This window comes from Pseudomonas sp. DR48 (genome assembly GCF_019823085.1).
In the GTDB taxonomy this organism is placed as follows: domain Bacteria; phylum Pseudomonadota; class Gammaproteobacteria; order Pseudomonadales; family Pseudomonadaceae; genus Aquipseudomonas.
On the sequence record NZ_CP081946.1, the window covers coordinates 6721076 to 6744602 of the forward strand.

Genomic DNA, 23527 nt, shown 5'->3' on the forward strand with positions numbered 1-23527 from the left:
CATGCCCGCCCCCGAATCCAACCTTCTGCAAAGCTGGCACCACAACGCCAAACCCTGGATTGAAGCCATCCGCGGCGGCACCATCGAAAGCCGCCTGCAGGTCACCGACCAGGCCATCTTGCTCGCGGTGCTGGGGCGCCAGCCCGAACGGGTGTTGGACCTGGGGTGTGGCGAAGGCTGGCTGCTGCGCGCACTGACTGAACGGGGCATCGAGGCAGTCGGTGTCGATGGCGACGCGACGCTGGTCGAGGCCGCGCAGGCGGCGGGTTCTTCACCCGTGCATGTGGCGAGTTATGAGGCGTTGGTGGATTCGACGGTGGACATAGGCCGCGACTACGACCTGATCTGCGCCAACTTCGCCCTGCTGCATCAGGACATCATCCCGCTGCTCGCCGCCATGAACACCCTGCTCGCCCCTGGCGGCGCGCTAGTGATCCAGACGCTGCATCCGTGGATCGCCGCAGGGGATGACTATCAGGACGGCTGGCGCGAGGAGACGTTCGCGGGGTTCAAGGGCCAATGGAAACCGATGCCGTGGTATTTCCGCACCCTGTCCAGTTGGCTCAATGCGCTGGACATGGCGGGATTTCAGTTGACTGCCTTGCAGGAGCCGCAACACCCGCAAAGTCCTGTGCCGCAGTCGTTGTTGATGGTGGCTGAGCCTCGGGGTTAAGCCCTTTACGGTGTTTAGTAGCCAACCCCTCGTACGCCACCCGAAGCCCGAATGGATTCGCCAGTTATCCAATGCGAGTCTTCGCATGCCAGGAACACGGCCAACGGTGCAATGTCTTGCGGCTCGCCGAAACGACCCAGAGGTGTACCGGCAATCAGTTTTTCGCCAAATTCACCGGCGAAATTGCCGTCAGTTGCCGGCGTGTTGGTGTGGCCCGGCAAGATTGAATTGACCCTGATACCCCGTGGTCCGAGCTCCCGGGCCAAGGCGAAGGTCAACGTATCGACCGCGCCCTTGGTGGCCGAATAAACGCTGGAAGCCAGGTACGGATCCGTGCTGAGGATCGAGCTGATGTTGATGATGCTGCCCGATGGACCAAACAATTTGACGGCTTCTCGAACCGCTAAAAGGTACCCGAGCACATTGAGGTTGAATTGCTGGTGGAACGCTTCCTCGGTGAGGTCTTCGATCATTTGAAACACCGCGACGCCGGCATTGTTCACGAGAATATCGAGCGTCCCGAATTCAGCCTTGACGGTATCGAACAAGCGAACCACATCGGCGGCCTTGCTCATGTCCGCCTGAATGCTGACGGCGTTGCCGCCCTGGCGCTGAATCTGTGCAACCACCGCGTCGGCGTCAGGCTGGCTCGACGCATAATTCACGACGACTGTAGCGCCCGCGGCACCGAGTGCTTTGGCGATACCTGCACCGATACCTTTTGATGCGCCGGTGACAATCGCTATTTTTCCTTCGAGTTTCATGCAATGACCTTCTTCAATTGAGTGAGGGTTCGCCAGCGCAAGCAGCCAGGTATGAAGGCCTGGGCGCAACGTGCCGCCTACCCACAGTATTCGTGCATGCGAAGGTGATGCGCTTGCCGGTTTCTCTTCGATGCTTGCCTATTCTTCTCGCATCGCTTGCGTTGCCTTTGGCGCGGCCTCATGTTCAAGCGCATGAACACTGCAATCGATGAACTGCGCCGTCTCGTGATGCGCGCCGACAACAAATGGACGGACACCGGGCTGCCACGCGTAGCGATGGTCCAGGCCGAGGCGTGTGCGAGCCAGGTTTATCAACCAATGCTGCACCTGGTGCTTCAGGGCGCCAAGACGCTGTCCATCGGGGATCAGGTTTTGCAGTACGGGCCGATCACCTATTTCCTGGTGCCCGTGGATGTGCCCGCCACCGGCGAGATCCACCCGAGCGGGCCGGGCTTGCCATACCTTGCGATCAGCCTGACCCTGGATCCCGCCGTGATTGCCACGTTGCTGGAGGGCGAATGTCCGCCGAGGGAACAGCGAAACCCGAGTCGTTTTTGTGCCGTGACGGCGCCTGCCGAGATGATCGATGCATGGTTGCGCATGCTGCGGCTCATTGACCGTCCACACGAAGCGGCGGTGTTGGCGCCCATGATCGAGAGAGAAATCCTGTTCAGGGTTTTGCAAGGACCGCTGGGGGGAATGCTGCGAGAAATGGCGCGCCCGGACGGCCATCTGGCACAGATCCGTCGCGCTACCCAATGGATCGGCGAGCATTACACCGAACCTTTTCGGGTCGAGCCGCTCGCCGCGTTGGCCGGAATGAGCGTCGCGGCGTTCTACCGTCATTTCAAATCCATCACAGGCCTGACGCCGATCCAGTATCAGAAGCATCTGCGCCTGCTCAGGGCTCGATGGTTGCTGCTGTTCGACCCTCGTGATGCCGCGTCGATCGCCTTCACCGTCGGCTATGAAAGTGCCTCGCAGTTCAGCCGCGAATACTCCCGCCTGTTCGGCTTGCCACCGGCCCGTGATGCGGCCAGGTTCAAATCGCCGACGGCGCCGGGCCGAGGGTAGCCTGCTGGCATTTCAAACACCGTAAAGGACGCCTGGATCGCCGGTACGCCAGACATTGTCGACCGAGACCTCAGCCGGACTCACCCGCTCAGCCAGCGCTACAAATCGATGATCGTCGTCCCGGCAATCGTCTTGGCAAACCCCACTCCAAACACCCGCGCAGGCGTTTCAAAACCCGGTCTTCGTTCACCCCCCAACACCCGGCGCGCTGCTGCCAACGCCGCCAACGGTGTGTAGGTGTAACCGTTGACAGTCTCGATCACTGAGCGCGCCACGCTGCCGTCGGCCCCTGTGACTTCTGCCACGGCGCGGGCGCGGTGGGCTTCTCGTTGCTGAGCGTTGGGGCCGTCGGGGAGCAGTGACAGATCGCCTTCGGGGAAGGCATCGCCGGTGATGTGCACGAACATCGCAATATTGGGGATGTCGGTGGAATGCCAGGCGGTCACCAAATCACCGAAGGACAGCGGCGCGCACAGTGCCGGACCCTCGCCAAAATCGAAGTACTGCGCCTGGGCATCCGGCGTTGCTACGAGCTGCCCATCGACCCGTGCCAGAAGGCCGGCACCGATAATCTCGCTGACACTCAGGGCCGATCCCCGGGACATGGAACCTGCGACTTGAAGTGCCACCCGCAATGACTGCGGGTCCTGCACTCGGCGAGCGACATGCATCGCCAGGCAATCGGTCGGCACCACGTCCCAGCCAACCCCGGGCAGCAACATGACACCCGCCTCGGCAGCCTGAGTGCCAAGCCGTTCCGCCAGCCGATAGACGTTGATCTCAGCCGTAATGTCCAGATAGTCGACCGCGGCCTTGATACAGGCCTGCATCAAGGGAGATGCCGTCTTCGCAAAAGGCCCGGCGAAGTTCAGCAGCACGCCAACGCCGTCCAGGGATTCGGCTGCCTGCTCATCGGGCGTGAACACGCGATAAGGAACCTCCAGTCGCGCAGCGAGCGACGCCAGTTTTTCGCCATTGCGCCCGGCGATCACAACGTCCAGCCCCAGCGCTGTGGCATGCTCGGCCGCCATGCGACCGGTGTAGCCCGTCGCCCCGTAGATCATTAGTGTTTTCATTGGGCGTGCTGCCAGTTCTTGTAGACGAATTCGAGGCTGTAACCGTCCGGGTCAAGGACATTGGCGGCGTAATAGTTGGGATCGTAATGCAGGCGTGCGCCAGGGGCTCCATTGTCCACCGCGCCATTTTCCATGGCGGCGGTGTAGGCGGCGTTGACCTCGGCCTGACTGTTCGCCACGAAGCCGACATGCACTGCCCGTCCCTCGACCACACCCTCGCGCAACCAGAAAAACACCCGCCCGTTGGCACCGAACCCCTTCAGGTCCGGATGGCCCGGCGGACCGTTCTTCCCGTCATAGTCGAGTCGCGCGGTAATGCCAAGCGGCGCCAGTGCGGCGGTGTAGAAACGGATGGAGCGCTCAACGTCGCTTACCGAAATAAAAACATGATCAAGCATGGTGGTTGCCTCGCTGTTGAGATGCTGATTCAGATGCAATAACCGCCCGCGACTTCAATCGTCTGAGCGTTGATCCAGCGCCCTTCCTCGGATAGCAACATGGCGATGACATCCGCGACATCCTGGGGTTCGCCCACCCGGCCAAGGGCGGTTTGCGAGGCGAGCATCGCTTCGAATTCGTCATTCAAACCGCCACCTAGTTCGGTGCGAATCGCCCCCGGTGAGACGGCATTGGCACGGATGCGCCGAGGGCCAAATTCTTTGGCCATGTAACGGGTCAACACGTCGAGTCCGCCCTTGAAGGCGGCATAAGGCGCGACGCCTGCGGTGGCAACGCGAGTCGTGGCGCTGGTCAGGTTGACGATGCTCGCACCTTCGCCCATCAACGGCAGCAACGCTTGTGTCAGGAAAAACGGGCCCTTGAGGTGAACGTTCAGCAGGCCGTCAAATTGCGCCTCGGTGACCGACTCCAGAGGATTGAATACGCCGTGGCCGGCGTTGTTCACCAGACCGTCGAGCGTTGCCACCCCCCAGGTGTCCTGCAAGGTCAGCTGCACCGTGTCTCGAAAACGGTCGAAGCGACTCACGTCGCCAACCTCCAGCTCAAGCGCTACGGCCTTGCCGCCTGCTGCCTGGATACGCTGGACCACAGAGGCTGCTGCATCAGCGTTGCTCTTGTAGGTCAGGATGACGCCCATGCCGCGTCGGGCGCAGAGTTCGGCCGTGCTGGCGCCGATGCCCCGGCTGCCGCCGGTAATGACGATAACGCTCATGTGCTACTCCAATGTCACTGAATTGAGTCACCACAGTAACCATCGCCTTCGCAACGCACGCAGCCGTTCCTGCCCAAATCCTGCCTGTTTCTGCTTTTCGCTTGCCTGGGCATACACGCCTGAGGTCAGATGTTCGCCATGACAAACCCATTGAATGAACTTCGCGCACTGGCAAGCCGGGCCGAAAACCGCCGCACGGAAACGGGCATCCCGAGAGTCGCCATGGTCCAGGGCAAAATCCCTGAGCACATGCTCGCCGCCGTTTACGACCCGATGATCAACCTGATCCTGCAAGGCAGTAAATCCATGACCATCGGCGACCGTACGCTGCGCTATGACCCGGCGACGTATTTCGTCATGTCCATCGAATTGCCTGCGGTCGGTCAAGTACACCCCAGCGCTCGCGGTGAACCGTACCTGGCCGTCAGCCTGACGCTCGACCCGATCGTTCTGGCAACGCTACTGGCCGATCTTCCCAAACCCATCGGGCATCACAACCAGGACCCTGGCTTTTCGGTAGCCGCCGTCACCCCCGACCTGATGGATGCCTGGGTGCGCATGCTGCGATTGATTGACCGCCCCGACGACATTGCGGCGCTGGCGCCAGTCTACGAACGAGAGATTCTGTACCGTGTCCTGCAAGGCCCTCACGGCTGGATGCTGCGTGATATCGCGGCCCCCGACAGCGCCATGGCCCGGGTCAGCCAGGCGATTCAGCACATCCGTCGCGACTTCGCCGAAACCATTCGGGTGGAGGCCCTGGCACAACGTGCGGCGATGAGCGTGTCAGCCTTTCACCGGCACTTCAAAGCCGTCACCGCGCTGAGCCCGTTGCAGTATCAGAAAAGGGTGCGCTTGCTCCAGGCCCGGATGCTGTTGGTGGCCAACGCCAGCAGTGTCACCGGCGCGGCATTCGAGGTGGGTTATGAAAGCGCCACGCAATTCAGCCGCGATTACGCGCGGGTATTCGGCTTGCCGCCCGCTCGAGATGCCGCCAGGATTCTTGGCGAAACCCGAAGCCAGCCGCGTTAGAGCAGCATCCGTTAAACAGCGCTTCAGCTGACTTCTTCTTCCCTGACACCGACCAAGGTAATGAACGCCTCGATATCCAGTGGCCTGCTCAGGAAGTAGCCTTGACCTTCATCGCATGACACCGCTTTGAGCAACTTCAGTTGTTCAGCGGTTTCGATGCCCTCTGCCGTCACGGTGAGCGCCAGCGCACGCCCCAGGCCGACGATGGCCTGGATGATCGCCTTGTCATCTTCGCTTTCATCGAGCCGGTTCAAAAAGCTGCGGTCTATCTTCAGGCCATCGAAAGGAAACGCGCGCAGATAGCTCAGCGATGAATACCCGGTGCCGAAGTCGTCCATCGCTATGCGCACGCCAAGGCGTTTCAGCGTGCGCATGATCTCCAGCGCGCCCGACGCATCTTCGAGCATGACACTCTCGGTAATTTCCAGCTCGACGCGGGCGGGGTCGATACCAGAATCGTCGAGCGATTGCTGAATGCGCTCGACCAGATTGCCCTGTTTGAACTCGGTCGGTGACAGGTTGACGGAGACGAACAGACTCTCCGGCCATTGAGCGGCGCTCGTGCAGGCGGTATTGAGCACCCAGTTGCTCAAGGCCAGTATCAGCCCTGACTCTTCGGCAATGGGGATGAATGTGTCGGGGGAGATCAAGCCGTGCTCGGGATGTTTCCAGCGTACCAAGGCTTCGGCGCCGACCATCTTTCCGTCGGCGATTCGATAGCGGGGCTGGAAATGCAGCCGCAGCTCGCCATGCTTGATCGCGAAACGCAGATCGTTTTCCAGGCGACGACGCTCAATGATCTTGGCATTCATATCACCGGCGTAAAAACGCCAGGTGTTACGACCCGCGGCCTTCGCCTCGTACAGGGCAATGTCCGCATAACGCAGCAGTTCGGCCGCTTTGCTAGCGTCATTTGGCGCCATGGCGATGCCGATGCTGGCACTGACAAACACTTCCTGCTCATCGATCGCGACCGGCCGCTCGATAGATTCGATCAGGCGATGACAGAGTGCCTCGACTTCGTCCTGGGAACTGACGTCGGTGAGGATCAGCACAAACTCATCCCCGCCGACCCGGGCGACAAGGTCGCCGTGGCGTACGCAATCCGCCAGGCGGCTCGACACTTCATTCAGAACAAGGTCGCCTGCCGCGTGCCCAAGCAAGTCGTTGACCGGTTTGAACCGATCCAGGTCCAGGCTGAGCATGACCAGCGGTGAGTCTTCGCTTGGCATTGCCTTGAGTTTACCGTCAAGAAACTCCTGCAGACGTGTCCTGTTGGGTAGCCCGGTCAGGGAATCATGCTGTGACAGAAACTCGATGCGTCGACGGGCTTCGACTTCTTCCGTCACATCAGTGGCTGTACCCCGGAACCCTTTACAGGGCATGTCTCGGGCCGAGAGACGAGTGATTCGCTCACGCCCCTGGGGATCCACGTAGCGACACTGGATAGTGATATCGGGACGCCGGTTCGGGAGGCTCAGCCACTGAGACAATGTGCCTGATTCAGTACCCAGCAGATCATCCATTGGCGCACCAATCCAGGCATTCATGGAGAGCCCGGTGACGGCTTCAAATCGCTCCGACAGATAGGTGAAGCGCCAATTCGCATCAATTTCCCAGACCCAGTCCGAGCTGGCTTCAACCACATCGCGAAAACGCGCTTCGCTGGTGGCAAGGGCATCCTGACTTTTCTGCAGCGATGCGTAGCTGGCGTCCAATGCGAGCGCAGCAACGGTCGCGCGCCGCAATATCACCCAGGTCATCAGGCACACCAACAACGCGGCGATGCCAATCAATGGCAACCCTATGCCCAACAAGCGCAGACCAGGCCGGGACGAAATCCAACGCAATTTGCCGACGCTGCCGTCATCGCCCAAGGCAAAGAGAGACGTCGAGTCAACGTCATCAGCGGTGGCGACACGCAGACCATTTACCCCGAAATCGTTGCCTATCGCCTGGAGTTTGGCGCCCTCCAGCATGTCCACGAAAATCAACACCGACGGCACTCGGTCATCCGCCGTTACGGTCGGATCGGTGCCCGGTGTAATAGCGGCAGCCGCGACAAGGGCCGGTACGCCACCAATATTGACGAAAGCGGTGGTCGGCGTTTCCGATTCCGCGCCCGCACGAGCCTTGTCGAGAATCGAGTCAACGGAATGCCCGAGCCACTGGGCAAGCTCGACGGATTTCAGCTCCCCTTTGACGACCGAATAGACAGTGCGGTTGACGTCATTGACGACAAACAGGCCCTGGATGCCAAAGTCCGCATAAAGCGTGGAGCCAACGTTTTGTCGCACGAAAGCCCAGTTGGGGTCCACTTGAGTGTGCAGGTGCTTGTATGCATCGCCCCAAAATGCGTAATCCTTGACGGTCAGACGCAGGGATTTTTCCATCGATTGCACCGCTTTCTGCGTGTAGAAAGCACTTTCGGCCTCCTCCGTACGGTCTAAATCCCGGGCGAGAAAAACCAGTGAAATGCTGGCCAGCAGAAACACACCGGCCAGTAACCCCACAAACTTGAAAAGAGAGGCCCGAGCCAACGATACGCTTGTACGGTTGGAGAGGGAGGAAACGATAGAAGCGAGATTGTTCGGCATGATTTACCGCAGTTCGTTGGTGCAAGGCGCTTGCATACAACGCTATCGGCGGCGGAGGGAGAACTATGAGCGATCTCGTTTTCTACGCGGCCATTTGCGACAGAAGGCTCTACTGCGGCTGAAACGTCTGAAGATACGCCAACAGGTTGTCGACTTTTTCCGGATCGCTGAGCCCCCAGAAAATCATGCGGGTACCAGGCACGACGGATTTTGGCGCTTCAAGGTAGGCGGTCAGGGTTTCGCGGGTCCAGACGATGCCGGCTGATTTCATCGCGTCGGAGTATTGGTAATCCGGGCTGCTGCCCGAATGACGGCCAAAAATGCCGTTGAGCTGCGGTCCGAATGAACCTCGCGCCGATTCGCCGACCTGATGGCAGCCGCCGCATAGGCGCGGGAACAATTTTGCGCCGGCTTCAGCGTCGCCGGCCGCGTGTGCTTGCGCACTGAACGCTCCAGCATTGAGCACCAGGGCGAAGGTGAGTAACGCGGCTTTCTTCATATAGGGTTCCGGATCAGAGGGTGTTCACGGCACAAGCTTTGCGGCGATTTCACCATGATCGTTTATCCTGTGCACCCCGAAATTTCACCGGAGACACCTGTGCCACCCCTGACCGCCCGCGAGGTTTACCAGCTATTGCGCGACGCTGCGCTGGAAGTCCGGCCGCTTAAGCGCCTCGACGAACAACCCGAGCCTGGCCATGTGCACGTCGACATCGAAGGCTGGCGCCTGAGCCTCGGTTTCGAGGGCAATCGCCTGCGTCACTGCCTGCGCTGCCAAAGCCCGGACGGTCGCACGGGTGAGCCCGATAGCTGGCAACGTTACGGCACCGACCCGGTGAGTTTGCTCAGCACTTGGGAGCAGGCGCAGATTGAACGGCTGTGCGCTGAAATCACGCAGTAACACCCTCAAAGCGCCGCAACGAAAACGCCGACAAATCCAGGTCACTGCGGCCCCGCACACACCACTGCGCCAACGCCTCTCCCAGCGCCGCGGAATGCTTGAAGCCATGCCCGGAACAGGCGGACACCACCAGGGTATTTTTCAGTGAAGGATGCTCGTCGATGATGAAGTGGCTGTCCGGCGTCACGGTGTAGGCGCACACCGCCGACTTGGCGACCCGCGAGCTGACACCGGCGATCTTGCCGCGCACGTGGGTATCGAACATCTCTTGTGCTTCGGCGGCGCTGACGGTTCTGTCCAGGGTGTCGGGCGACGATTCTTCGCTGTATTGCTCGGTCGCGACCTTCAGGCTGTTCTCGCCCGGCAACGGTGGAAAGCCATAGCTCGCATCATCGTCTGCCCCTTGATGGCGGATGAACGTCGGCGAGACCGGCGCGAATTGCGCTGTTTCTTCCAGCTCAAACCAGAACAGCGTCTGACGACACACCCGCAGCAAACGGTCGAAGGGGGCGCCGAGCAAACCCTGGGACCACATGCCCGCGCTGATCACCACCTTGTCGGCAATGATCGTGCGCTGATCAGTCGTGACTGTGACGCCCTGCTCGTCCGAGCGGATCTGCGTGACGGTTTCCCCTTTGAGCAGCGTCGCGCCCAGTGCTTCGGCGAGTTGCAGCTGCACCGCGATGCAGCGCTCGGGCCGGACGTAGCCGCCACTCGGTTCGAAGTAGCCGACCGCCGTGTCCAGCACCGGTGAAAACTGCGGGAAGCGCTGGCGAATCTGCTCCGCCGACAACCGCTCGTGTTCGATGCCGTGGGTTTGCGCGAGGTGCAGGGTGCGGTGGGTGAAGTCGCTGGCATCGTCAGCGTTGTAGTCGGGGCCGGAGGTCATGACCAGCACGCCACACTGTTCAAACAGCGACTCGCCGGACAGTGCTTCGAGCTCGCGCCAGATTCGGTGGGAATTGCGAACGATGGGCAGATAGGCGGCGCCCTCCCCGACCGAAAGCCGGGTGATGCGCGTGTCGCCGTGACTTGAACCTTGATCGTGGGGAGGATGGTGGCGGTCGACGCCGATCACATTGACGCCGGCTTTCGCCAGTTGATACAGCGTGGCGGCGCCCATCGCGCCCATGCCGAGAACCGCTACTTCACACCGATGTTCCATCCCTGCCCCCACCGAAAACCAGATGATTGAAAAGCCTCCAGCATAAGCGCTTCGTTCTGATTTTTCAGTGGCGGCACAGATGATCCTCGACGGAGGCGTTAAAAACGCGGTTTGACTGCCTTCCAGTCCGGTTTATAACGCTGCATCTGCTTCACGTCATCGCGCTGGCGGATGCCGCAGGTCAGGTATTGGTCATGCAGCTTGCCGAGTTGATCGTGGTCCAGCTCCAGGCCCAACCCTGGCGCACGGGTGATTTTCACGCAGCCATCGACAATCGGGATCTTGCCGCCCTTGATCACCTCTTCGTCCGGCTCCTGCCACGGGTAATGCGTGTCGCAGGCGTAATCCAGATTGGGCACTGCGGCAGCCACATGTGCCATCGCCATCAGGCTGATGCCCAGGTGCGAGTTGGAATGCATCGACACGCCAAGGCCAAAGGTGTCGCACATTTTCGCCAGTGCCTGGGTGTCGCGCAGACCGCCCCAATAATGGTGATCGGCGAGGACGATCTGCACGCTGTTCAACGCCACACTGCGGCGGAATTCGTCGAAATCGGTGACCACCATGTTGGTCGCCAGCGGCAGCCCGGTGCGTTTGTGCAGCTCGGACATGCCGTCGAGGCCCGGTGTCGGGTCTTCGTAATATTGCAGATCATCGCCCAACAGTTCGGCCATGCGGATCGAGGTTTCCAGCGACCAGTTACCGTTCGGATCGATGCGCAACGGGTAACCGGGAAAGGCTTGTTTCAGCGCCTTGATGCACGACACTTCGTGCTCCGGTGGCAGCGTGCCGGCCTTGAGCTTGATGCTCTTGAAACCGTAGGCCTCGATCATCCGCCGCGCCTGGGCAACGATCTGTTCTTCGTTCAGCGCCTCGCCCCAGTTGTCCGGTTTGTAGGGTGAATCGACATGCTGGGCGTACTTGAAAAACAGGTAGGCGCTGAACGGAATTTCGTCGCGGATCGCCCCGCCGAGCAAGTCCACCAAGGGCACGTTCAACGAGTGTGCCTGCAAATCCAGGAACGCCACTTCGAACGCCGAATACGCGTTGCTCACCGCTTTGCTCGCATGCGAGCCCGGCGCCAGTTCCGCGCCGGCAATGCTCGCCGGTTTGTTCGCCGCCACCGTCGCCTGGACGATGCTGCGCAATTGATTGAGGTTGAACGGGTCGAGGCCGATCAATTGGCTTTGCAGTTGCTGCTGGATCAACAGTGCCGGCGCGTCGCCGTAACTTTCACCTAGGCCTATGTAGCCGTTGTCGCTTTCAATCTCGATGATCGAGCGCAGCGCAAAGGGTTCGTGAATCCCGCTGGCATTGAGCAGCGGCGGGTCTCGAAAGGCGATGGGGGTGACGGTGACTCGTTTGATTTTCAAGAGGCTGCTCCCTTTGGATCAGGTTTCAATGCTGGGTAACTTGAAGATTTTTGCGGTGGGGCACCGAGCACGCTGCGTGCATCGCCCTTCGGTGCGGTGCGGGCGAAGAAGATCACCACCGCCGCCACCAGTGAAGTGGCCGCCAGACCGTAGAGGCCGCCTTCGATGGAGCCGGTTTTCTGCTCAAGGAAACCGAACGCCGTCGGCGCGACGAAACCGCCGAGGTTACCGATGGAGTTGATCAAGGCGATCACGGCAGCAGCGATGCGCGCATCCAGATAGCCCTGCGGAATCGGCCAGAACAACGCCGAGGCCGCTTTGAAACCTATCGCGGCAAAGCAGATGGCGACGAAGGCGAAAATCGGCCCGCCGGTGGTGGACATGAACATGCCGAACGCAGCGATCACCAGGGTCAGGGCGACCCAGGCTTGCTGGTGTTTCCATTTGCTGGCCATCGCGGCGAAGCCGTACATCGCGATGATCGAAATGATCCACGGAATCGAGTTGAACAGGCCGACCTGGAAGTCGCCGAGGTTGCCCATTTTCTTGATCATGCTCGGCAGCCAGAACGTGGCGCCATAGATGGTCAGGGCGATGGAAAAGTAGATGAAGCAAAACAGCGCGATCTGCTTGTCGGCGAGCAATTTGAACATCGACGGCTTGACGGTTTGCGTCGCCTCGCGGGCCTGCTGTTCCAGGGCGATGGCGCTGACCAGTGCGTCTTTTTCTTCTGCACTCAGCCAATTGGCCTGGCGCGGATGGGACTGCAACCAGAACCAGACAAATCCGCAGAGCACGATCGAAGCAAAACCTTCGATCAGGAACATCCACTGCCAGCCATGCAGGCTGAAGCCACTGACATTGAGCAACGCGCCGGACACCGGGCCGGAGATCACCGAGGCGATGGCCGAGCCGCTGAGGAAGATCGCCATGGCCTTGCCGCGTTCGGTCGATGGCAGCCATTGAGTGAAGTAATAAATGATCCCGGGAAAGAACCCCGCTTCGGCGGCGCCGAGCACAAATCGCAGCACATAGAAGCTGGTTTCGCCGCGCACAAACGCCATCGCCATCGCCGCCGCGCCCCAGGTGAACATGATGCGCGTCAGCCAGGCGCGAGCGCCGTAACGTTGCAGCAGCATGTTGGAAGGCACTTCGAAGATTGCGTAACCGATGAAGAACAGGCCGGCGCCCAGGCCGTAGGCGGCAGCGCCGATGCCCAGGTCGGTTTCCATGTGGCTGCGCACGAAGCCGATGTTGACCCGGTCGATGTAGTTGACGATGAACATCACCACGAACAGCGGCAGCACGTGGCGCTTGACCTTGGCGGCTGCGCGGGCGAGCACATTCGGGTCCGGCGGACTCTGGAGGGTATTCAAGGGGCGACTCCCGATCATTGTTTTTTTAGGGACAGGCCGATCATGGACGCCAGTATTGATCCCGTCTAATCTAACTTGGCATTCGATTGATACCTGGATTAGATCAATGTTCGAACTGACTCAACTGCGCTGCTTCACCACGGTAGCGACCGAACTCAACTTCCGCCGTGCCGCCGAACGGCTGAACATGACGCAACCGCCCCTCAGCCGACAGATTCAACTGCTGGAGCATCACCTGGGCGTCGAGCTGTTCACCCGCACGACCCGCAGCGTGGCCCTGACCGCCGCCGGTCGTGCGTTCTTCATCGAAGCGCAGAACCTGCTGGAGCGTGCGCAGCAAGCGGCGGTCACCGCTCGGCGCTTTGCTGAAGGCGATATCGGCTCGGTCAACATCAGTTTCGTTGGCAGCGCGGTGTATGAGTTCCTGCCCAAGGTCATCGCCGAAGCGCGGCTCAAACAGCCCCACGTGAAAATCGATCTGTCGGAGATGAACACCTACCAGCAGCACGAGGCCTTGCGTGCGCGGCGTATCGACCTGGGCATTGTCCGCGCGCCGTTGCTGGAGCCGGGTTACGCCACCGAATGCCTGGTGCGTGAACCGTTCGTGCTGGCGGTGCCCAGCCACCATCGGCTGGCCAGCGTCGAATCCGTGTCGGTCAATGACCTCGATGCGCAACCTTTTCTAATGTACTCCCACGCCGCCTACCCGCCCTTCAACGAGCTGCTGACCGGCATGCTGCGCTCCGCCCGCGTAGCCCCGGAATACGTGCAATGGCTGGGTTCGTCGCTGACCATCCTGGCCCTGGTCAACGCCGGCATGGGCCTGGCCCTGGTGCCGCGTTGCGCGACCAGCGTGGTGTTCAAGAACGTGGTGTTTCGCGACATTGATCTGGGCGAAGGGGTGCAAAGCGAGCTGCATCTGATCTGGCGCGAGAACAACGACAATCCAGCGTTTGCGATGTTGCTGGAGGGGATTCGCAGGGCGGTGCGGGAAGGCTGGGGGGTTTGAGCTGCTCGGCGTACGTCCGGAATTCGCTCGGTTTTATCAAGGTTTAAACATCGCCGGAAGGTGTCTGTTTAAGCGCGCTCAAGGTTACGTCCTGAAAGCTACAAAACCTTGCGCCGTTGCCTACGGCTACGCCAGAATCCGCCGGCTTGTGCGCCTGGGGGCTGCTCGGTAACTTGGTTCCCGTCACTGCTCATCAGTGATCGGGTTTAGTCGCCCGGGTTAACTCAGTTGCGTGCATCTGTCATGCAGGACTTTCATTCCTGTACTTGATGGTGGCTGTACGCAGGGCGCCTTCGGGCGCGCCGGATTGCTGAGTTTCCCGGTCGACTAACCTGCGTGCAGCTGCCACCCCTTTGTTTAGTCGCAAAAGGGGCGGCACCCAATTGGAAACTCAGCATATGTTCAAAGTAACGCCGAACCCACCGGACAACGATCCGGCCTCCCCGTACGAACCCGATTCAAAGAAATTCCACGAAGCCGCCGAGCGAGCGCTCGATTACCACTTCCCGTCGAACGCCGACATCAAAGCCACACCGCGAACCCGTAGCACCCTGTTTTCCGTTGACCCTGAGGCCACGGCTGAAACCCTGGCGGTGTATCTGGTCGAGACGTTGGCCTCGGTCGATGTGATGGTCCATCAGTTGGTGGATCATCTGGAGGGTGAATCACGTTATGCCCTGCTGGGGATTTCCAACAGCATCATGGTCGCGGAGATCACGGCGAACCGGGTGCTGGATAAGATCGATACGCCGGTGTAGAGGCGGTTTGCTGTGCAGCGGTCCCTTTTTGGGCCGCTGTCACAAGAGACTCTTTCCCAAAGGGCCATGAAAGCGCCGCCACTGGCCGCGCCCCCTCCATTGCGCATACCATGCGCGACTCTAAAAAAAACTACAGATGGGCCCCCATGATCAAAGCCAGTCTGCGTAGCCACCTGACACTTTGGTTTGCCGGTTTGTCGCTGCTTACGCTGCTGAGCGTGGGTTTCTATGTCGGCCACATCGCCACCGAGCAGATGAAGCAGGCAAGCGGCAATGCGTTGTTGAGCACCGCCCGGTCTGCGGCCGAGCTGTTGGGCGCGCAATTGGGTGAACGTCAGCTCGAAGTGTCCCTGCTCAGCCGCGCCGCGCTGTTCAAGCGTGGCGACCTCGACGATCCGGACATCCTGTCGTCGATGGAGCTGCGTTCGCAGTCCCGAGCCGAATACGCGTGGATGGGCGTGGCGGACGCCGACGGGCGTGTGCACCAGTCGGTGAACAATCTTCTGGTCAATCAATCGGTAAAAGAACGCCCCTGGTTTCAGGCCGGGTTGCGCGGTGCCTATACCGGCGATCCTCACGAGGCGGTCTTGCTGGCCAAACTGTTGCCGGGCGCCAGCAATGGCGAGCCGCTGCGCTTCATCGATTTCGCCGCGCCGATACGCAATGCCAACGGCCAGGTGATCGGCGTGCTGGGTGCGCATGCCCATTGGAGCTGGGTGACGCGCATTGTCGACGCGGCCGTACTGCACAAGGGTACGACGCCTGAAGTAGAAGCACTGATTGTCGACCACGACGGCAAAGTGCTGTACCCGGAACCGCTCATGGGGCAACAACTGACCAACATGCCGCCGCCTCAGGGAACCCATCCCGATACGCCGGGCTGGTCAGTGGGCAATGGCTACCTGACCAGCATTGTCGCGGTGCCGACATCCTCGAGTACGAACCTTGCGTGGTACATCGCTGTTCGACAGCCGCTGGACATCGCGCTTGAGCCGGCACGCGTCCTGTTTTACAAGTTGCTGTTGCTGGGCGTCATCGCCGCCATCGTGTTTGCGCTGGTGGCGTATTACCTCGCGCTGTACCTCAGCCGGCCGATAGAGCTGCTGGCCAAGTCGGCTCAACAAGTCCAGAACCAACAGCCCGGCGCGACGTTCCCCCGGGAACATTCAGTGCTGGAAATTGCCCAGCTTGGCCAGTCCCTTCAGGGCATGACTCAGTCCTTGCTCGGCAAGGAGCGCGAGTTGCAGGAGGCCAATGCCTCGCTGGAAGCCACCGTCGCCCAACGCACCGCCGCCCTAACCCAGGCCAATGCCGACTTGTTGAAACTGGCCACTCATGACGCGCTGACGGGCGTTTACAACCGGCGGCGGTTCGACGAGAAACTGGTCGAGTCCAGCCTGCTGTATCAACGCACCGGACGCCCGTTCGCGTTGCTGTTCATCGACGCCGACCACTTCAAGCAAATCAACGACACCCATGGTCATGCCATCGGCGATGAAGTGCTGCACCAACTGGCCCGCCTGATTCAGGACAACACCCGCGCCACGGATTTCGTGGCCCGCTACGGTGGCGAGGAATTTGCGGTGCTGTTGCCCGAAGTCGAGGAGCCGGAGAGTCCCGAGATCGTCGCAGAGAAAATCCGCGCCGCGATCGCCGCCGCTACCTTTGCCTCGGTCGGTCAGGTCACGGTCAGTATCGGTATTGGCCTTGCCGAAGCATCCGATAGCAACGCTACAGCGCTGATCAATCGGGCGGATCAGCAGCTCTATCAGGCGAAACGGGCGGGAAGGAATCGGGTGTCTCGACATGCTGGCGTCGCTGAGCGCCACTGACTGCCGCGAGTTCTTGACTTCCTGAAACGGAAAAGCCTGGGGGAATGGTAATGCTTGGGGTGTTTTGGGGTTTGGGTACATATCCGTTTTTTTGGTAATGGCGGCTTATGGTACCGCCCTGACGGCGGGTCACTTTCGAAAAGCGCGAAAGTAACCAAAGCGCTTTACCCCTGACGTTCGGCCTCACGAGGGGGCGTGCACCGCAAAAGCCAAAGCGAGGCGGCCTGCGGGCCGACCTGTTTGCTCAACGCTTGCGCGTCCTGATCGTTCCCATGCTCCGCGTGGGAATGCCGCCGGGGACGCTCTGCGTCCCAACTATCGACACCAGACTTGAGTCTTGCGCAAGGTGACGCGGAGCGTCACGGGATGCATTCCCACGCGGAGCGTGGGAACGATCAACAGCAACAGCATCGCGAGCAGGCTCACTCCCACACAAAGCAAATCGGCGCACCGCAGTTGCTCCTCACCACTCTTCAGGTCGAGCGTTAGCTCGCCTTGCGCTTTTGATTTTGTTCTGCTCCGTCGGAAGGCCGAACGCAGGTTCTGCGTAGTGGGCAACCCGGCATGGATGCCGGGTTAGCCGCCCCCGGCCATGGATGGCCGATGGCGGCGGGCCCACGGAGCAGGACCGGAGTGAGGGAATGCCGAGCCTAGGCGAGGCACCGGACGTCAGGGGCAAGAGCGTTTGGTTACTTTGCGCTTTTCAAAGTGACCCGCCGTCAGGGCGGAACCAATAGCCGCCATGACCACAGAAACGGATATGTACCCACCCCACCGTGCGCTTACTTGAGCGGTCTGCTACGAGCGGTCGCTCGCGAGGTATTGAGCGCAACAGCAGCCAAAATCAACGCCTTCAACGCCCCCTCATCAATCGAATCACCTTCATGGATATCGATAGCCCGCCGGGTATTCCCTTCAAGGCTTGAGTTGAACAGCCCCGCAGGGTCTTCAAGCGAGGCCCCCTTGGCAAAGGTCATTTTCACAACCTGCTTATACGTCTCGCCGGTACAGAGAATCCCGGCATGGGACCACACCGGAACGCCCCGCCACTTCCACTCCTCAACGACATCAGGGTCGGCCTGGTGGATAAGCGAGCGGACCCGGGCCAGCGTCTCGCCCCGCCAGTCATTCAACTCGTTGATTCTTGCGTCTATCAACCGAGAGGCAGAATCGTCCCCCTCTCCGTCCTTTGCGAACATTGCGTCCTTCTTCATTTGGATGCCGCCTCCTTGAGGATGATTTTCGCCCGAATGAGAATAGTCGCCACACGCCCCCGGTTTGAGAATCGCTGACTGACGGCTTCCCTGCGCACCAAATGATCACACCGATTCCCTCCGCGCCCGCCTTGGTGCTAAATAGAGCGCTCAGGTTTAAGCCCAGACCCTGTCGCGTAATGCAGTGCAACGAGAACTGATATGAACACCCATTTTGAGATAAGCGATGCCCTCGCCCCCAAGACCCGGCGCGAGGCCAACATCGACCACAACACCCTTCAGCCAGCGGTGGTGACAGCATGATCGAGGTCACCGAGGTTTCCATTGCCGAACTGCGCGCGGCGCTCGAGTCCGGCCAGACCACGGCGGTTGAACTGGTCCAGGCCTATCTCGCCAGGATCGACGCCTACGACACTGCCCAAACGCCCACCGCACTCAACGCGGTGGTGGTTCGAAACCCCGACGCACTCAAGGAAGCCCAAGCCAGCGATGACCGTCGAGCCAAAGGCAAGACGCTCGGCCCGCTGGATGGCATTCCCTATACGGCCAAGGACAGTTATCTGGTGAAGGGGCTCACTGCCGCTTCCGGAAGTCCTGCGTTTAAAGACCTGATCGCCTACCGCGATGCGTTCACCATCGAACGGCTTCGTGCCGCCGGGGCGATTTGCCTGGGCAAGACCAATATGCCGCCGATGGCCAATGGCGGCATGCAACGCGGGGTCTACGGCCGCGCCGAGAGCCCGTACAACGCCGACTATCTGACGGCCCCGTTTGCGTCAGGCTCATCGAACGGTGCCGGCACTGCAACCGCCGCCAGTTTCGCCGCATTCGGCCTGGCCGAAGAGACCTGGTCGAGTGGACGCGGTCCGGCATCGAACAACGGCCTGTGCGCCTATACGCCGTCGCGCGGGGTGATCTCGGTGCGCGGCAACTGGCCGTTGACCCCGACGATGGACGTGGTCGTGCCGTACGCCAGAACCATGGCCGACTTGCTTGAGGTGCTCGACGTGGTGGTGGCGAACGACCCCGACACCCGTGGCGATCTGTGGCGGATGCAACCCTGGGTGCCGATCCCGAGTGTCGCGTCGGTGCGCCCCGCTTCCTATGCCGAACTGGCCGCGGCATCCGACTCGCTCGCCGGCAAGCGCTTCGGCGTCCCGCGCATGTACATCAACAAGGATCCGGATGCGGGCACCAGCGAATCGCCTGGCATCGGCGGCCCGACGGGGCAGAAAATCCACACCCGCCAAAGCGTGATTGGCCTGTGGGAGCAAGCGCGCAAGGCCCTCGAAGCCGCTGGCGCCGAAGTGGTCGAAGTCGATTTCCCGCTGGTTTCCAACTGCGAGGGCGATCGCCCCGGCGCGCCGACCGTGTTCACCCGCGGCCTGGTGTCCAAAGAGTTTTTGCATCATGAGTTGTGGGACCTGTCGGCCTGGGCGTTCGATGATTTCCTGCGCGCCAACGGCGACCCCAAGCTCAACCGTCTGGCCGATGTCGACGGGCCGCTGATATTCCCCCACGACCCGGGCACGTTGCCCAACCGCGAAGACGACCTGGCGGCGGGCATGGACGAATACGTGAAGATGGCCCAGCGCGGTATCACCCCGTGGGACCAGTTCAGCACAGTGCCGGACGGACTTCGCGGACTTGAAGAAACGCGGCGCATCGACCTTGAAGACTGGATGGATCGGTTGAAGCTGGATGCGGTGCTGTTCCCGACGGTGGCTGATGTCGGGCCGGCGAATGCCGATGTTGATCTGCAGTCTGCCGATATCGCCTGGAGCAACGGCGTGTGGGTCGCCAACGGCAACCTCGCCATCCGCCATCTGGGCGTGCCCACGGTCACGGTGCCGATGGGCGTAATGCCGGACATCGGCATGCCGGTCGGGCTGACGTTTGCCGGTCGGGCCTATGACGATTCGACGCTGCTGCGCTTTGCCTCGGCGTTCGAGTCGATGGGCAACCTGCGAATGATCCCGCCGCGCACCCCGCCATTGCCGCGCAACCATCCGTAAAACAGCCGGGATTGGGGCCGCACAGCCACAATCCCGTCGCTCAACTGGCTCACCCTTTACTCACGACTCACAGGCGACGCTTTGCACGTCATTGCAAATGTGCGGCGCTTGCGACGTCTCCATCAGCAACTGATCCACGACCTGCGACAGCGCCGCCTGGACATCCTGCCCACTGTGCAAGGCGCGTTCGTAGACGCTGCGCTGCCGATCCGCACTGGTGCCCCTGCGCAGGATCCGGCGCGCCTGAGCAAACACATTCTCCACGCCCATATTACGCGCCGCATCGCCCAACACCTGCTGCGCCATGGACAGCCACTGCTCGGCGGAGAACGGTCGGTCATAGCCTTCGATGATGAAGGCTGCGTGGGCTCCAAACCGTTTGGCCCGCCACCGGTTTTCGCTGAGAACCCATCGCGACACGGACGAATAGGTCGACCCGGGGCACGGTTGCTCAATGGCATAGGCCACCAGCAATCGAAAGAAAGACGCGATGCACAACGCATCGTCCAGGCGTGGACAGGCGTCCGTGATGCGCATCTCCAACGTCGGATATTTCGCAGCCGGTCTTACCGACCACCAGCATTCGCCCGCCTGCTTGATGGTGCCAGTCTGAATCAGCAATCCGATGTAGGCGTCATAGGCACGTTGATCTTCGAAGAACTCGGGAATGCCCATCCTCGGCCACTCGTCACAGGCTGTTTGCCGGTAACTCATGAAGCCGCTGTCGGCACCGTCCCAGAACGGTGAAGAACTGCTCAGCGCCAACAACAACGGCATCCACGGCAAGACTTCGTTCATCACCTGAATACGGTCCAGGTCCGACGGCACTTCGACATGCACGTGCAGACCAGATAACAGGCTACGCCTGGCCACGCGCTGGAAGTCTTCAAACAGTTGAAGAAAGTGCGGTTGCCCGGTGGCCTGCTGCACACGCCAATCCGCCAAAGGGTGGCTGCCGACACTGAGCAGTCCCAGGCCGTATTCCTCCAGGGTTTTTCGCAACGTGTGACGGGCCGCAGCGAGGTAATGCGCCGCTTGAGCAACGCCGGTAAAAATGGGCGAAGCGACTTCGATCTGGCCCTGGAACATCTCATAGGCAAAACAACTGCCCAGCGCAGCCTCACACGCCTGGATCGCCGCGACGGGAGGCTTGCAGGCCATACGCCGGGTGTTCAGGTCGGTGATGAAATATTCTTCTTCGATGCCGAAGTTCAGGTGGCTGTTCATCGCAATCCCGGCGTTGTTTTTGAATGGATCAACCGGCAACGGCATTGGTTCACAAGGATTGACATGAGGTACAGCCGCGAAACGCTTCCAGCGATTGGCCGACGCGATGGCGAAAAAAAACAACGAATTCAAAAGCCTGGGCACGCCAGTTAAACACTTTGAATTTTTTTTGACGCACTCACTCCTTTGTCTATGAGCATAAGGAGCGCCTCATGAACCGCACTGACCTTTTCATCATCGAATACAAGCTCCACGGGGAGCCGAAGTCTTTCATCATCCGGGCGAAAGAAATGAGCAACGCGCACGCATGGCACTGGGCAAGCTGTGATGCCGGATTGGCGCCCATCCCGAAACCCGGAAAACCACCCCTCAAGGTCGTGTCCAAACCCCAAGCTGAACGGTACGGCCTCACCGACGTGAAATGGCGCGCATCGGCAACGCTGGACTGGACAGAGGCTTCAGCGCCTTGAGCAAATGCTGAGCCTAAAGTGGGAGCGAGCTTGCTCGCGATGGGGCCGGACCAGTCGCCGATGATGTTGAATGTACTGCCGCCATCGCGAGCAAGCTCGCTCCCACAGGTTCGCGTATCAGCACAGATTCGCGTCAGCGCCAAGCACGCTTCAGCACTTGATCTGGCTGTTGATCTGGCTTTTGATCTTGACATGCCCCATCGGAAGGCCGAACGCAGGTTCTGCGCAGTGGGCAACCCGGCATGGATGCCGGGTTAGCCGCCCCCGGCCATGGATGGCCGATGGCGGCGGGCCCACGGAGCAGGACTGGAGTGAGGGAATGCCGAGCCACAGCGAGGCACCGTACGTCAGGGGCGAAAGCGCTTGGTTACTTGGCGCTCTTCCAAGTAACCCGCCGTCAGGGCGGAACCAATACCAGCCATTACCGAAAAAACGGATATGCCCCCAAACCGCCGCCCACCACGCTTACAACAACGAAAGCGTGTAATTGATGATAAAGCGGTTCTGCTCAACATTCCGCCCAGCATCAGTATTCGACTTACCATTGCGCACACTGAAACCAACCCCCTTGAGCGCACCCGATTGCAACACATAATCGAGAGTCATATCCCGCTCCCATTCCGACTGATCACTGGCATTGCGCGCCTTGATATCCGTGCCCTTCAGATAAGCAATGGTCGCCTTCAAACCCGGCACCCCCAGCGGCGCAAAGTCATAACTGTACTGACCGAAATTGGTCTGCTCGCCAGCACGGGCAAAGTTCTGAATCATCCGGTCCGTCGGCAGATAGACACTACCGCCGCCCGCCCCTTTATCCACCAGGCTGCCCTGGTTGGGCTGAACAAAGTTGCTGCCGTCACCCACCCGCTGATGCCCCAGTGACACCGCGTGACCACTGTTGGCATAAGTGATCATCGCCACCCAAGTGTTGTTATCGATTTCACCGTTGTTGTCTTCGGTGTAACCCGACACGCGATAACCTTGTGCGCGACCTGCCGCGGTGCTGTTGGCACCGGTCGACGTGGTATGGAAGTAGCGCAGGTCGGTGGTGAAGGAGCTTTTGCCATCGATGGGCAGGATGTGCGTCAAGCCAAAGAAGTTCTGGTTGTAGAAGTCTTCCAGCTGCGCAAAGTAATACTGCGCCTTCAGATCCTTGGTGATGTTGTAGTCGCCGCCCGCGAAGTAGAACTTGTTGCTGTCCTGGGTGCTGCCGGCCACCGACAGCCCTGTGCGATCAGTCGAGGCACGGCCGACCGCGTGTTCGAGCACGCCGCTGGTCAGCATCAGGCCATCGATATCGGTCGACGTGACTTGGGCACCGGTGAACGACTGCGGCAAGACACGCGCATCGTTGGAGATCAGGATCGGCAGTTTTGGCAGCAGTGTGCCGTAGCGAAACTCGGTCTTGGAAATACGCATCTTCGCGGTCGGGCCGAAGCTGCTCCAGGCGTCCACCGCGCCGTCGCCATCAGTGGGGATCATGCCGCTGCCGTTGTGACGCCCAGTGCCGCTGTCCAGCGTAATCCCGAGCAACGCCTGCGCATCGACCCCGAACCCGACGGTGCCTTGGGTAAACCCTGACTCGTAACGCAGCACAAACCCCTGCGCGGCCTCCTCCGTTTTCGAGGGGGCGGCGGCGCCGTCGCGGTTATCGCTGTTGAAATACAAGGTGCGCATCGACAGGCTGGCCTTGCTGTCCTCGAGAAAACCGTGGCCTGCAGAGTCGGCTGCCTGGGCGCACAGGGAACCGGTGGCCAACAAGAGTGCGGTGGGGATTGCTCGCTTAAACATACGGTGCTC

At 60.6% G+C, this 23527-nt stretch carries 21 protein-coding genes; 9 read left to right on the plus strand and 12 right to left on the minus strand.

Annotated elements, in window-relative coordinates; all coding sequences use genetic code 11:
- Position 1: 1 nt before the first annotated feature.
- A complete protein-coding gene (locus K5K95_RS30425) occupies positions 2 to 673 on the plus strand; it encodes a class I SAM-dependent methyltransferase (RefSeq protein ID WP_222587512.1) in 672 nt (223 codons plus the stop codon).
- A gap of 14 nt (positions 674 to 687) precedes the next feature.
- Here the strand turns inward: K5K95_RS30425 and K5K95_RS30430 are convergent, their stop codons facing one another.
- A complete protein-coding gene (locus K5K95_RS30430) occupies positions 688 to 1437 on the minus strand; it encodes a glucose 1-dehydrogenase (protein ID WP_222587513.1) in 750 nt (249 codons plus the stop codon).
- A 192-nt stretch (positions 1438 to 1629) separates the two neighbouring features.
- Between K5K95_RS30430 and K5K95_RS30435 the strand changes: the two genes are divergently transcribed.
- Positions 1630 to 2511, plus strand: a complete 882-nt coding sequence (locus K5K95_RS30435; protein ID WP_222587514.1) for an AraC family transcriptional regulator — start codon at positions 1630 to 1632, stop codon at positions 2509 to 2511.
- Positions 2512 to 2609: 98 nt separating this feature from the next.
- Here K5K95_RS30435 and K5K95_RS30440 read toward each other — a convergent pair whose 3' ends face one another.
- From K5K95_RS30440 to K5K95_RS30450, 3 genes are read right to left on the minus strand one after another with little or no spacing between them, the layout of a single operon-like run.
- Positions 2610 to 3587, minus strand: a complete 978-nt coding sequence (locus K5K95_RS30440; protein WP_222587515.1) for a saccharopine dehydrogenase family protein — start codon at positions 3585 to 3587, stop codon at positions 2610 to 2612.
- Positions 3584 to 3985: a VOC family protein gene (locus K5K95_RS30445; RefSeq protein WP_222587516.1), complete on the minus strand. Its 402-nt coding sequence runs from the start codon at positions 3983 to 3985 to the stop codon at positions 3584 to 3586. Before K5K95_RS30445 ends, K5K95_RS30440 begins: the two co-directional genes overlap by 4 nt.
- A 29-nt stretch (positions 3986 to 4014) precedes the next feature.
- Entirely contained in the window at positions 4015 to 4758 is a 744-nt protein-coding gene (locus K5K95_RS30450; protein WP_222587517.1) for an SDR family NAD(P)-dependent oxidoreductase, read from the minus strand.
- 138 nt (positions 4759 to 4896) lie between these two features.
- Between K5K95_RS30450 and K5K95_RS30455 the strand changes: the two genes are divergently transcribed.
- Positions 4897 to 5790 carry an AraC family transcriptional regulator gene (locus K5K95_RS30455; RefSeq protein WP_222587518.1) on the plus strand — a complete coding sequence of 298 codons (894 nt, stop codon included), beginning with the start codon at positions 4897 to 4899 and terminating at the stop codon, positions 5788 to 5790.
- A 23-nt stretch (positions 5791 to 5813) separates the two neighbouring features.
- Here the strand turns inward: K5K95_RS30455 and K5K95_RS30460 are convergent, their stop codons facing one another.
- Both K5K95_RS30460 and K5K95_RS30465 read right to left on the minus strand, forming a co-directional pair.
- On the minus strand, positions 5814 to 8387 hold the full coding sequence (locus tag K5K95_RS30460) for an EAL domain-containing protein (protein ID WP_222587519.1): 2574 nt from the start codon (positions 8385 to 8387) through the stop codon (positions 5814 to 5816).
- Positions 8388 to 8496: 109 nt separating this feature from the next.
- On the minus strand, positions 8497 to 8886 hold the full coding sequence (locus K5K95_RS30465; RefSeq protein ID WP_222587520.1) for a c-type cytochrome: 390 nt from the start codon (positions 8884 to 8886) through the stop codon (positions 8497 to 8499).
- 99 nt (positions 8887 to 8985) lie between these two features.
- Here K5K95_RS30465 and K5K95_RS30470 point away from each other — a divergent pair, with 99 nt between their 5' ends.
- Complete coding sequence (locus K5K95_RS30470) at positions 8986 to 9288, plus strand: hypothetical protein (protein ID WP_222587521.1); 303 nt, start codon at positions 8986 to 8988, stop codon at positions 9286 to 9288.
- On the opposite strand, the gene solA is transcribed toward K5K95_RS30470, so the two are convergent.
- The 3 genes from solA to K5K95_RS30485 all read right to left on the minus strand — a co-directional run bounded on the left by solA (position 9278) and on the right by K5K95_RS30485 (position 13202).
- A complete protein-coding gene (gene solA / locus K5K95_RS30475; RefSeq protein ID WP_222587522.1) occupies positions 9278 to 10453 on the minus strand; it encodes an N-methyl-L-tryptophan oxidase in 1176 nt (391 codons plus the stop codon). The genes K5K95_RS30470 and solA overlap by 11 nt on opposite strands.
- A gap of 98 nt (positions 10454 to 10551) precedes the next feature.
- On the minus strand, positions 10552 to 11826 hold the full coding sequence (locus tag K5K95_RS30480) for a glucarate dehydratase family protein (RefSeq protein ID WP_222587523.1): 1275 nt from the start codon (positions 11824 to 11826) through the stop codon (positions 10552 to 10554).
- On the minus strand, positions 11823 to 13202 hold the full coding sequence (locus K5K95_RS30485; protein WP_222587524.1) for an MFS transporter: 1380 nt from the start codon (positions 13200 to 13202) through the stop codon (positions 11823 to 11825). The genes K5K95_RS30480 and K5K95_RS30485 overlap by 4 nt, the downstream gene beginning before the upstream one ends.
- A gap of 106 nt (positions 13203 to 13308) precedes the next feature.
- On the opposite strand from K5K95_RS30485, the gene K5K95_RS30490 reads away from it, so the two are divergent.
- The 3 genes from K5K95_RS30490 to K5K95_RS30500 all read left to right on the plus strand — a co-directional run bounded on the left by K5K95_RS30490 (position 13309) and on the right by K5K95_RS30500 (position 16801).
- Positions 13309 to 14211, plus strand: coding sequence for a LysR substrate-binding domain-containing protein (locus K5K95_RS30490; RefSeq protein ID WP_222587525.1), 903 nt, complete (start codon positions 13309 to 13311; stop codon positions 14209 to 14211).
- Positions 14212 to 14609: 398 nt separating this feature from the next.
- Positions 14610 to 14969: a DUF6124 family protein gene (locus K5K95_RS30495; RefSeq protein WP_222587526.1), complete on the plus strand. Its 360-nt coding sequence runs from the start codon at positions 14610 to 14612 to the stop codon at positions 14967 to 14969.
- 146 nt (positions 14970 to 15115) lie between these two features.
- Positions 15116 to 16801 carry a sensor domain-containing diguanylate cyclase gene (locus tag K5K95_RS30500; RefSeq protein ID WP_222587527.1) on the plus strand — a complete coding sequence of 562 codons (1686 nt, stop codon included), beginning with the start codon at positions 15116 to 15118 and terminating at the stop codon, positions 16799 to 16801.
- A 782-nt stretch (positions 16802 to 17583) separates the two neighbouring features.
- On the opposite strand, the gene K5K95_RS30505 is transcribed toward K5K95_RS30500, so the two are convergent.
- Positions 17584 to 18015, minus strand: coding sequence for a DUF1801 domain-containing protein (locus K5K95_RS30505; protein WP_222587528.1), 432 nt, complete (start codon positions 18013 to 18015; stop codon positions 17584 to 17586).
- Positions 18016 to 18314: 299 nt separating this feature from the next.
- Here K5K95_RS30505 and K5K95_RS30510 point away from each other — a divergent pair, with 299 nt between their 5' ends.
- Positions 18315 to 20030 carry an amidase gene (locus K5K95_RS30510; protein WP_222587529.1) on the plus strand — a complete coding sequence of 572 codons (1716 nt, stop codon included), beginning with the start codon at positions 18315 to 18317 and terminating at the stop codon, positions 20028 to 20030.
- Positions 20031 to 20090: 60 nt separating this feature from the next.
- Here K5K95_RS30510 and K5K95_RS30515 read toward each other — a convergent pair whose 3' ends face one another.
- Positions 20091 to 21257 carry a carboxylate-amine ligase gene (locus K5K95_RS30515; RefSeq protein WP_222590480.1) on the minus strand — a complete coding sequence of 389 codons (1167 nt, stop codon included), beginning with the start codon at positions 21255 to 21257 and terminating at the stop codon, positions 20091 to 20093.
- A gap of 212 nt (positions 21258 to 21469) precedes the next feature.
- Between K5K95_RS30515 and K5K95_RS30520 the strand changes: the two genes are divergently transcribed.
- Positions 21470 to 21727 (plus strand): DUF6555 family protein, encoded by a 258-nt coding sequence (locus K5K95_RS30520; RefSeq protein ID WP_222587530.1) that lies wholly within the window; start codon positions 21470 to 21472, stop codon positions 21725 to 21727.
- A 465-nt stretch (positions 21728 to 22192) separates the two neighbouring features.
- Here K5K95_RS30520 and K5K95_RS30525 read toward each other — a convergent pair whose 3' ends face one another.
- Positions 22193 to 23518, minus strand: coding sequence for an OprD family porin (locus K5K95_RS30525; RefSeq protein WP_222587531.1), 1326 nt, complete (start codon positions 23516 to 23518; stop codon positions 22193 to 22195).
- Positions 23519 to 23527 lie beyond the last annotated feature (9 nt).

What these genes read in the sequence shown, in the direction of transcription:
- K5K95_RS30425 (WP_222587512.1), top strand. Translation starts at nt 2, where the DNA reads ATGCCCGCCCCCGAATCCAACCTTCTGCAAAGCTGGCACCACAACGCC.
- K5K95_RS30430 (WP_222587513.1), bottom strand. Translation starts at nt 1,437, where the DNA reads ATGAAACTCGAAGGAAAAATAGCGATTGTCACCGGCGCATCAAAAGGT.
- K5K95_RS30435 (WP_222587514.1), top strand. Translation starts at nt 1,630, where the DNA reads ATGAACACTGCAATCGATGAACTGCGCCGTCTCGTGATGCGCGCCGAC.
- K5K95_RS30440 (WP_222587515.1), bottom strand. Translation starts at nt 3,587, where the DNA reads ATGAAAACACTAATGATCTACGGGGCGACGGGCTACACCGGTCGCATG.
- K5K95_RS30445 (WP_222587516.1), bottom strand. Translation starts at nt 3,985, where the DNA reads ATGCTTGATCATGTTTTTATTTCGGTAAGCGACGTTGAGCGCTCCATC.
- K5K95_RS30450 (WP_222587517.1), bottom strand. Translation starts at nt 4,758, where the DNA reads ATGAGCGTTATCGTCATTACCGGCGGCAGCCGGGGCATCGGCGCCAGC.
- K5K95_RS30455 (WP_222587518.1), top strand. Translation starts at nt 4,897, where the DNA reads ATGACAAACCCATTGAATGAACTTCGCGCACTGGCAAGCCGGGCCGAA.
- K5K95_RS30460 (WP_222587519.1), bottom strand. Translation starts at nt 8,387, where the DNA reads ATGCCGAACAATCTCGCTTCTATCGTTTCCTCCCTCTCCAACCGTACA.
- K5K95_RS30465 (WP_222587520.1), bottom strand. Translation starts at nt 8,886, where the DNA reads ATGAAGAAAGCCGCGTTACTCACCTTCGCCCTGGTGCTCAATGCTGGA.
- solA (WP_222587522.1), bottom strand. Translation starts at nt 10,453, where the DNA reads ATGGAACATCGGTGTGAAGTAGCGGTTCTCGGCATGGGCGCGATGGGC.
- K5K95_RS30490 (WP_222587525.1), top strand. Translation starts at nt 13,309, where the DNA reads ATGTTCGAACTGACTCAACTGCGCTGCTTCACCACGGTAGCGACCGAA.
- K5K95_RS30495 (WP_222587526.1), top strand. Translation starts at nt 14,610, where the DNA reads ATGTTCAAAGTAACGCCGAACCCACCGGACAACGATCCGGCCTCCCCG.
- K5K95_RS30500 (WP_222587527.1), top strand. Translation starts at nt 15,116, where the DNA reads ATGATCAAAGCCAGTCTGCGTAGCCACCTGACACTTTGGTTTGCCGGT.
- K5K95_RS30505 (WP_222587528.1), bottom strand. Translation starts at nt 18,015, where the DNA reads ATGAAGAAGGACGCAATGTTCGCAAAGGACGGAGAGGGGGACGATTCT.
- K5K95_RS30510 (WP_222587529.1), top strand. Translation starts at nt 18,315, where the DNA reads ATGATCGAGGTCACCGAGGTTTCCATTGCCGAACTGCGCGCGGCGCTC.
- K5K95_RS30515 (WP_222590480.1), bottom strand. Translation starts at nt 21,257, where the DNA reads ATGAACAGCCACCTGAACTTCGGCATCGAAGAAGAATATTTCATCACC.
- K5K95_RS30520 (WP_222587530.1), top strand. Translation starts at nt 21,470, where the DNA reads ATGAACCGCACTGACCTTTTCATCATCGAATACAAGCTCCACGGGGAG.
- K5K95_RS30525 (WP_222587531.1), bottom strand. Translation starts at nt 23,518, where the DNA reads ATGTTTAAGCGAGCAATCCCCACCGCACTCTTGTTGGCCACCGGTTCC.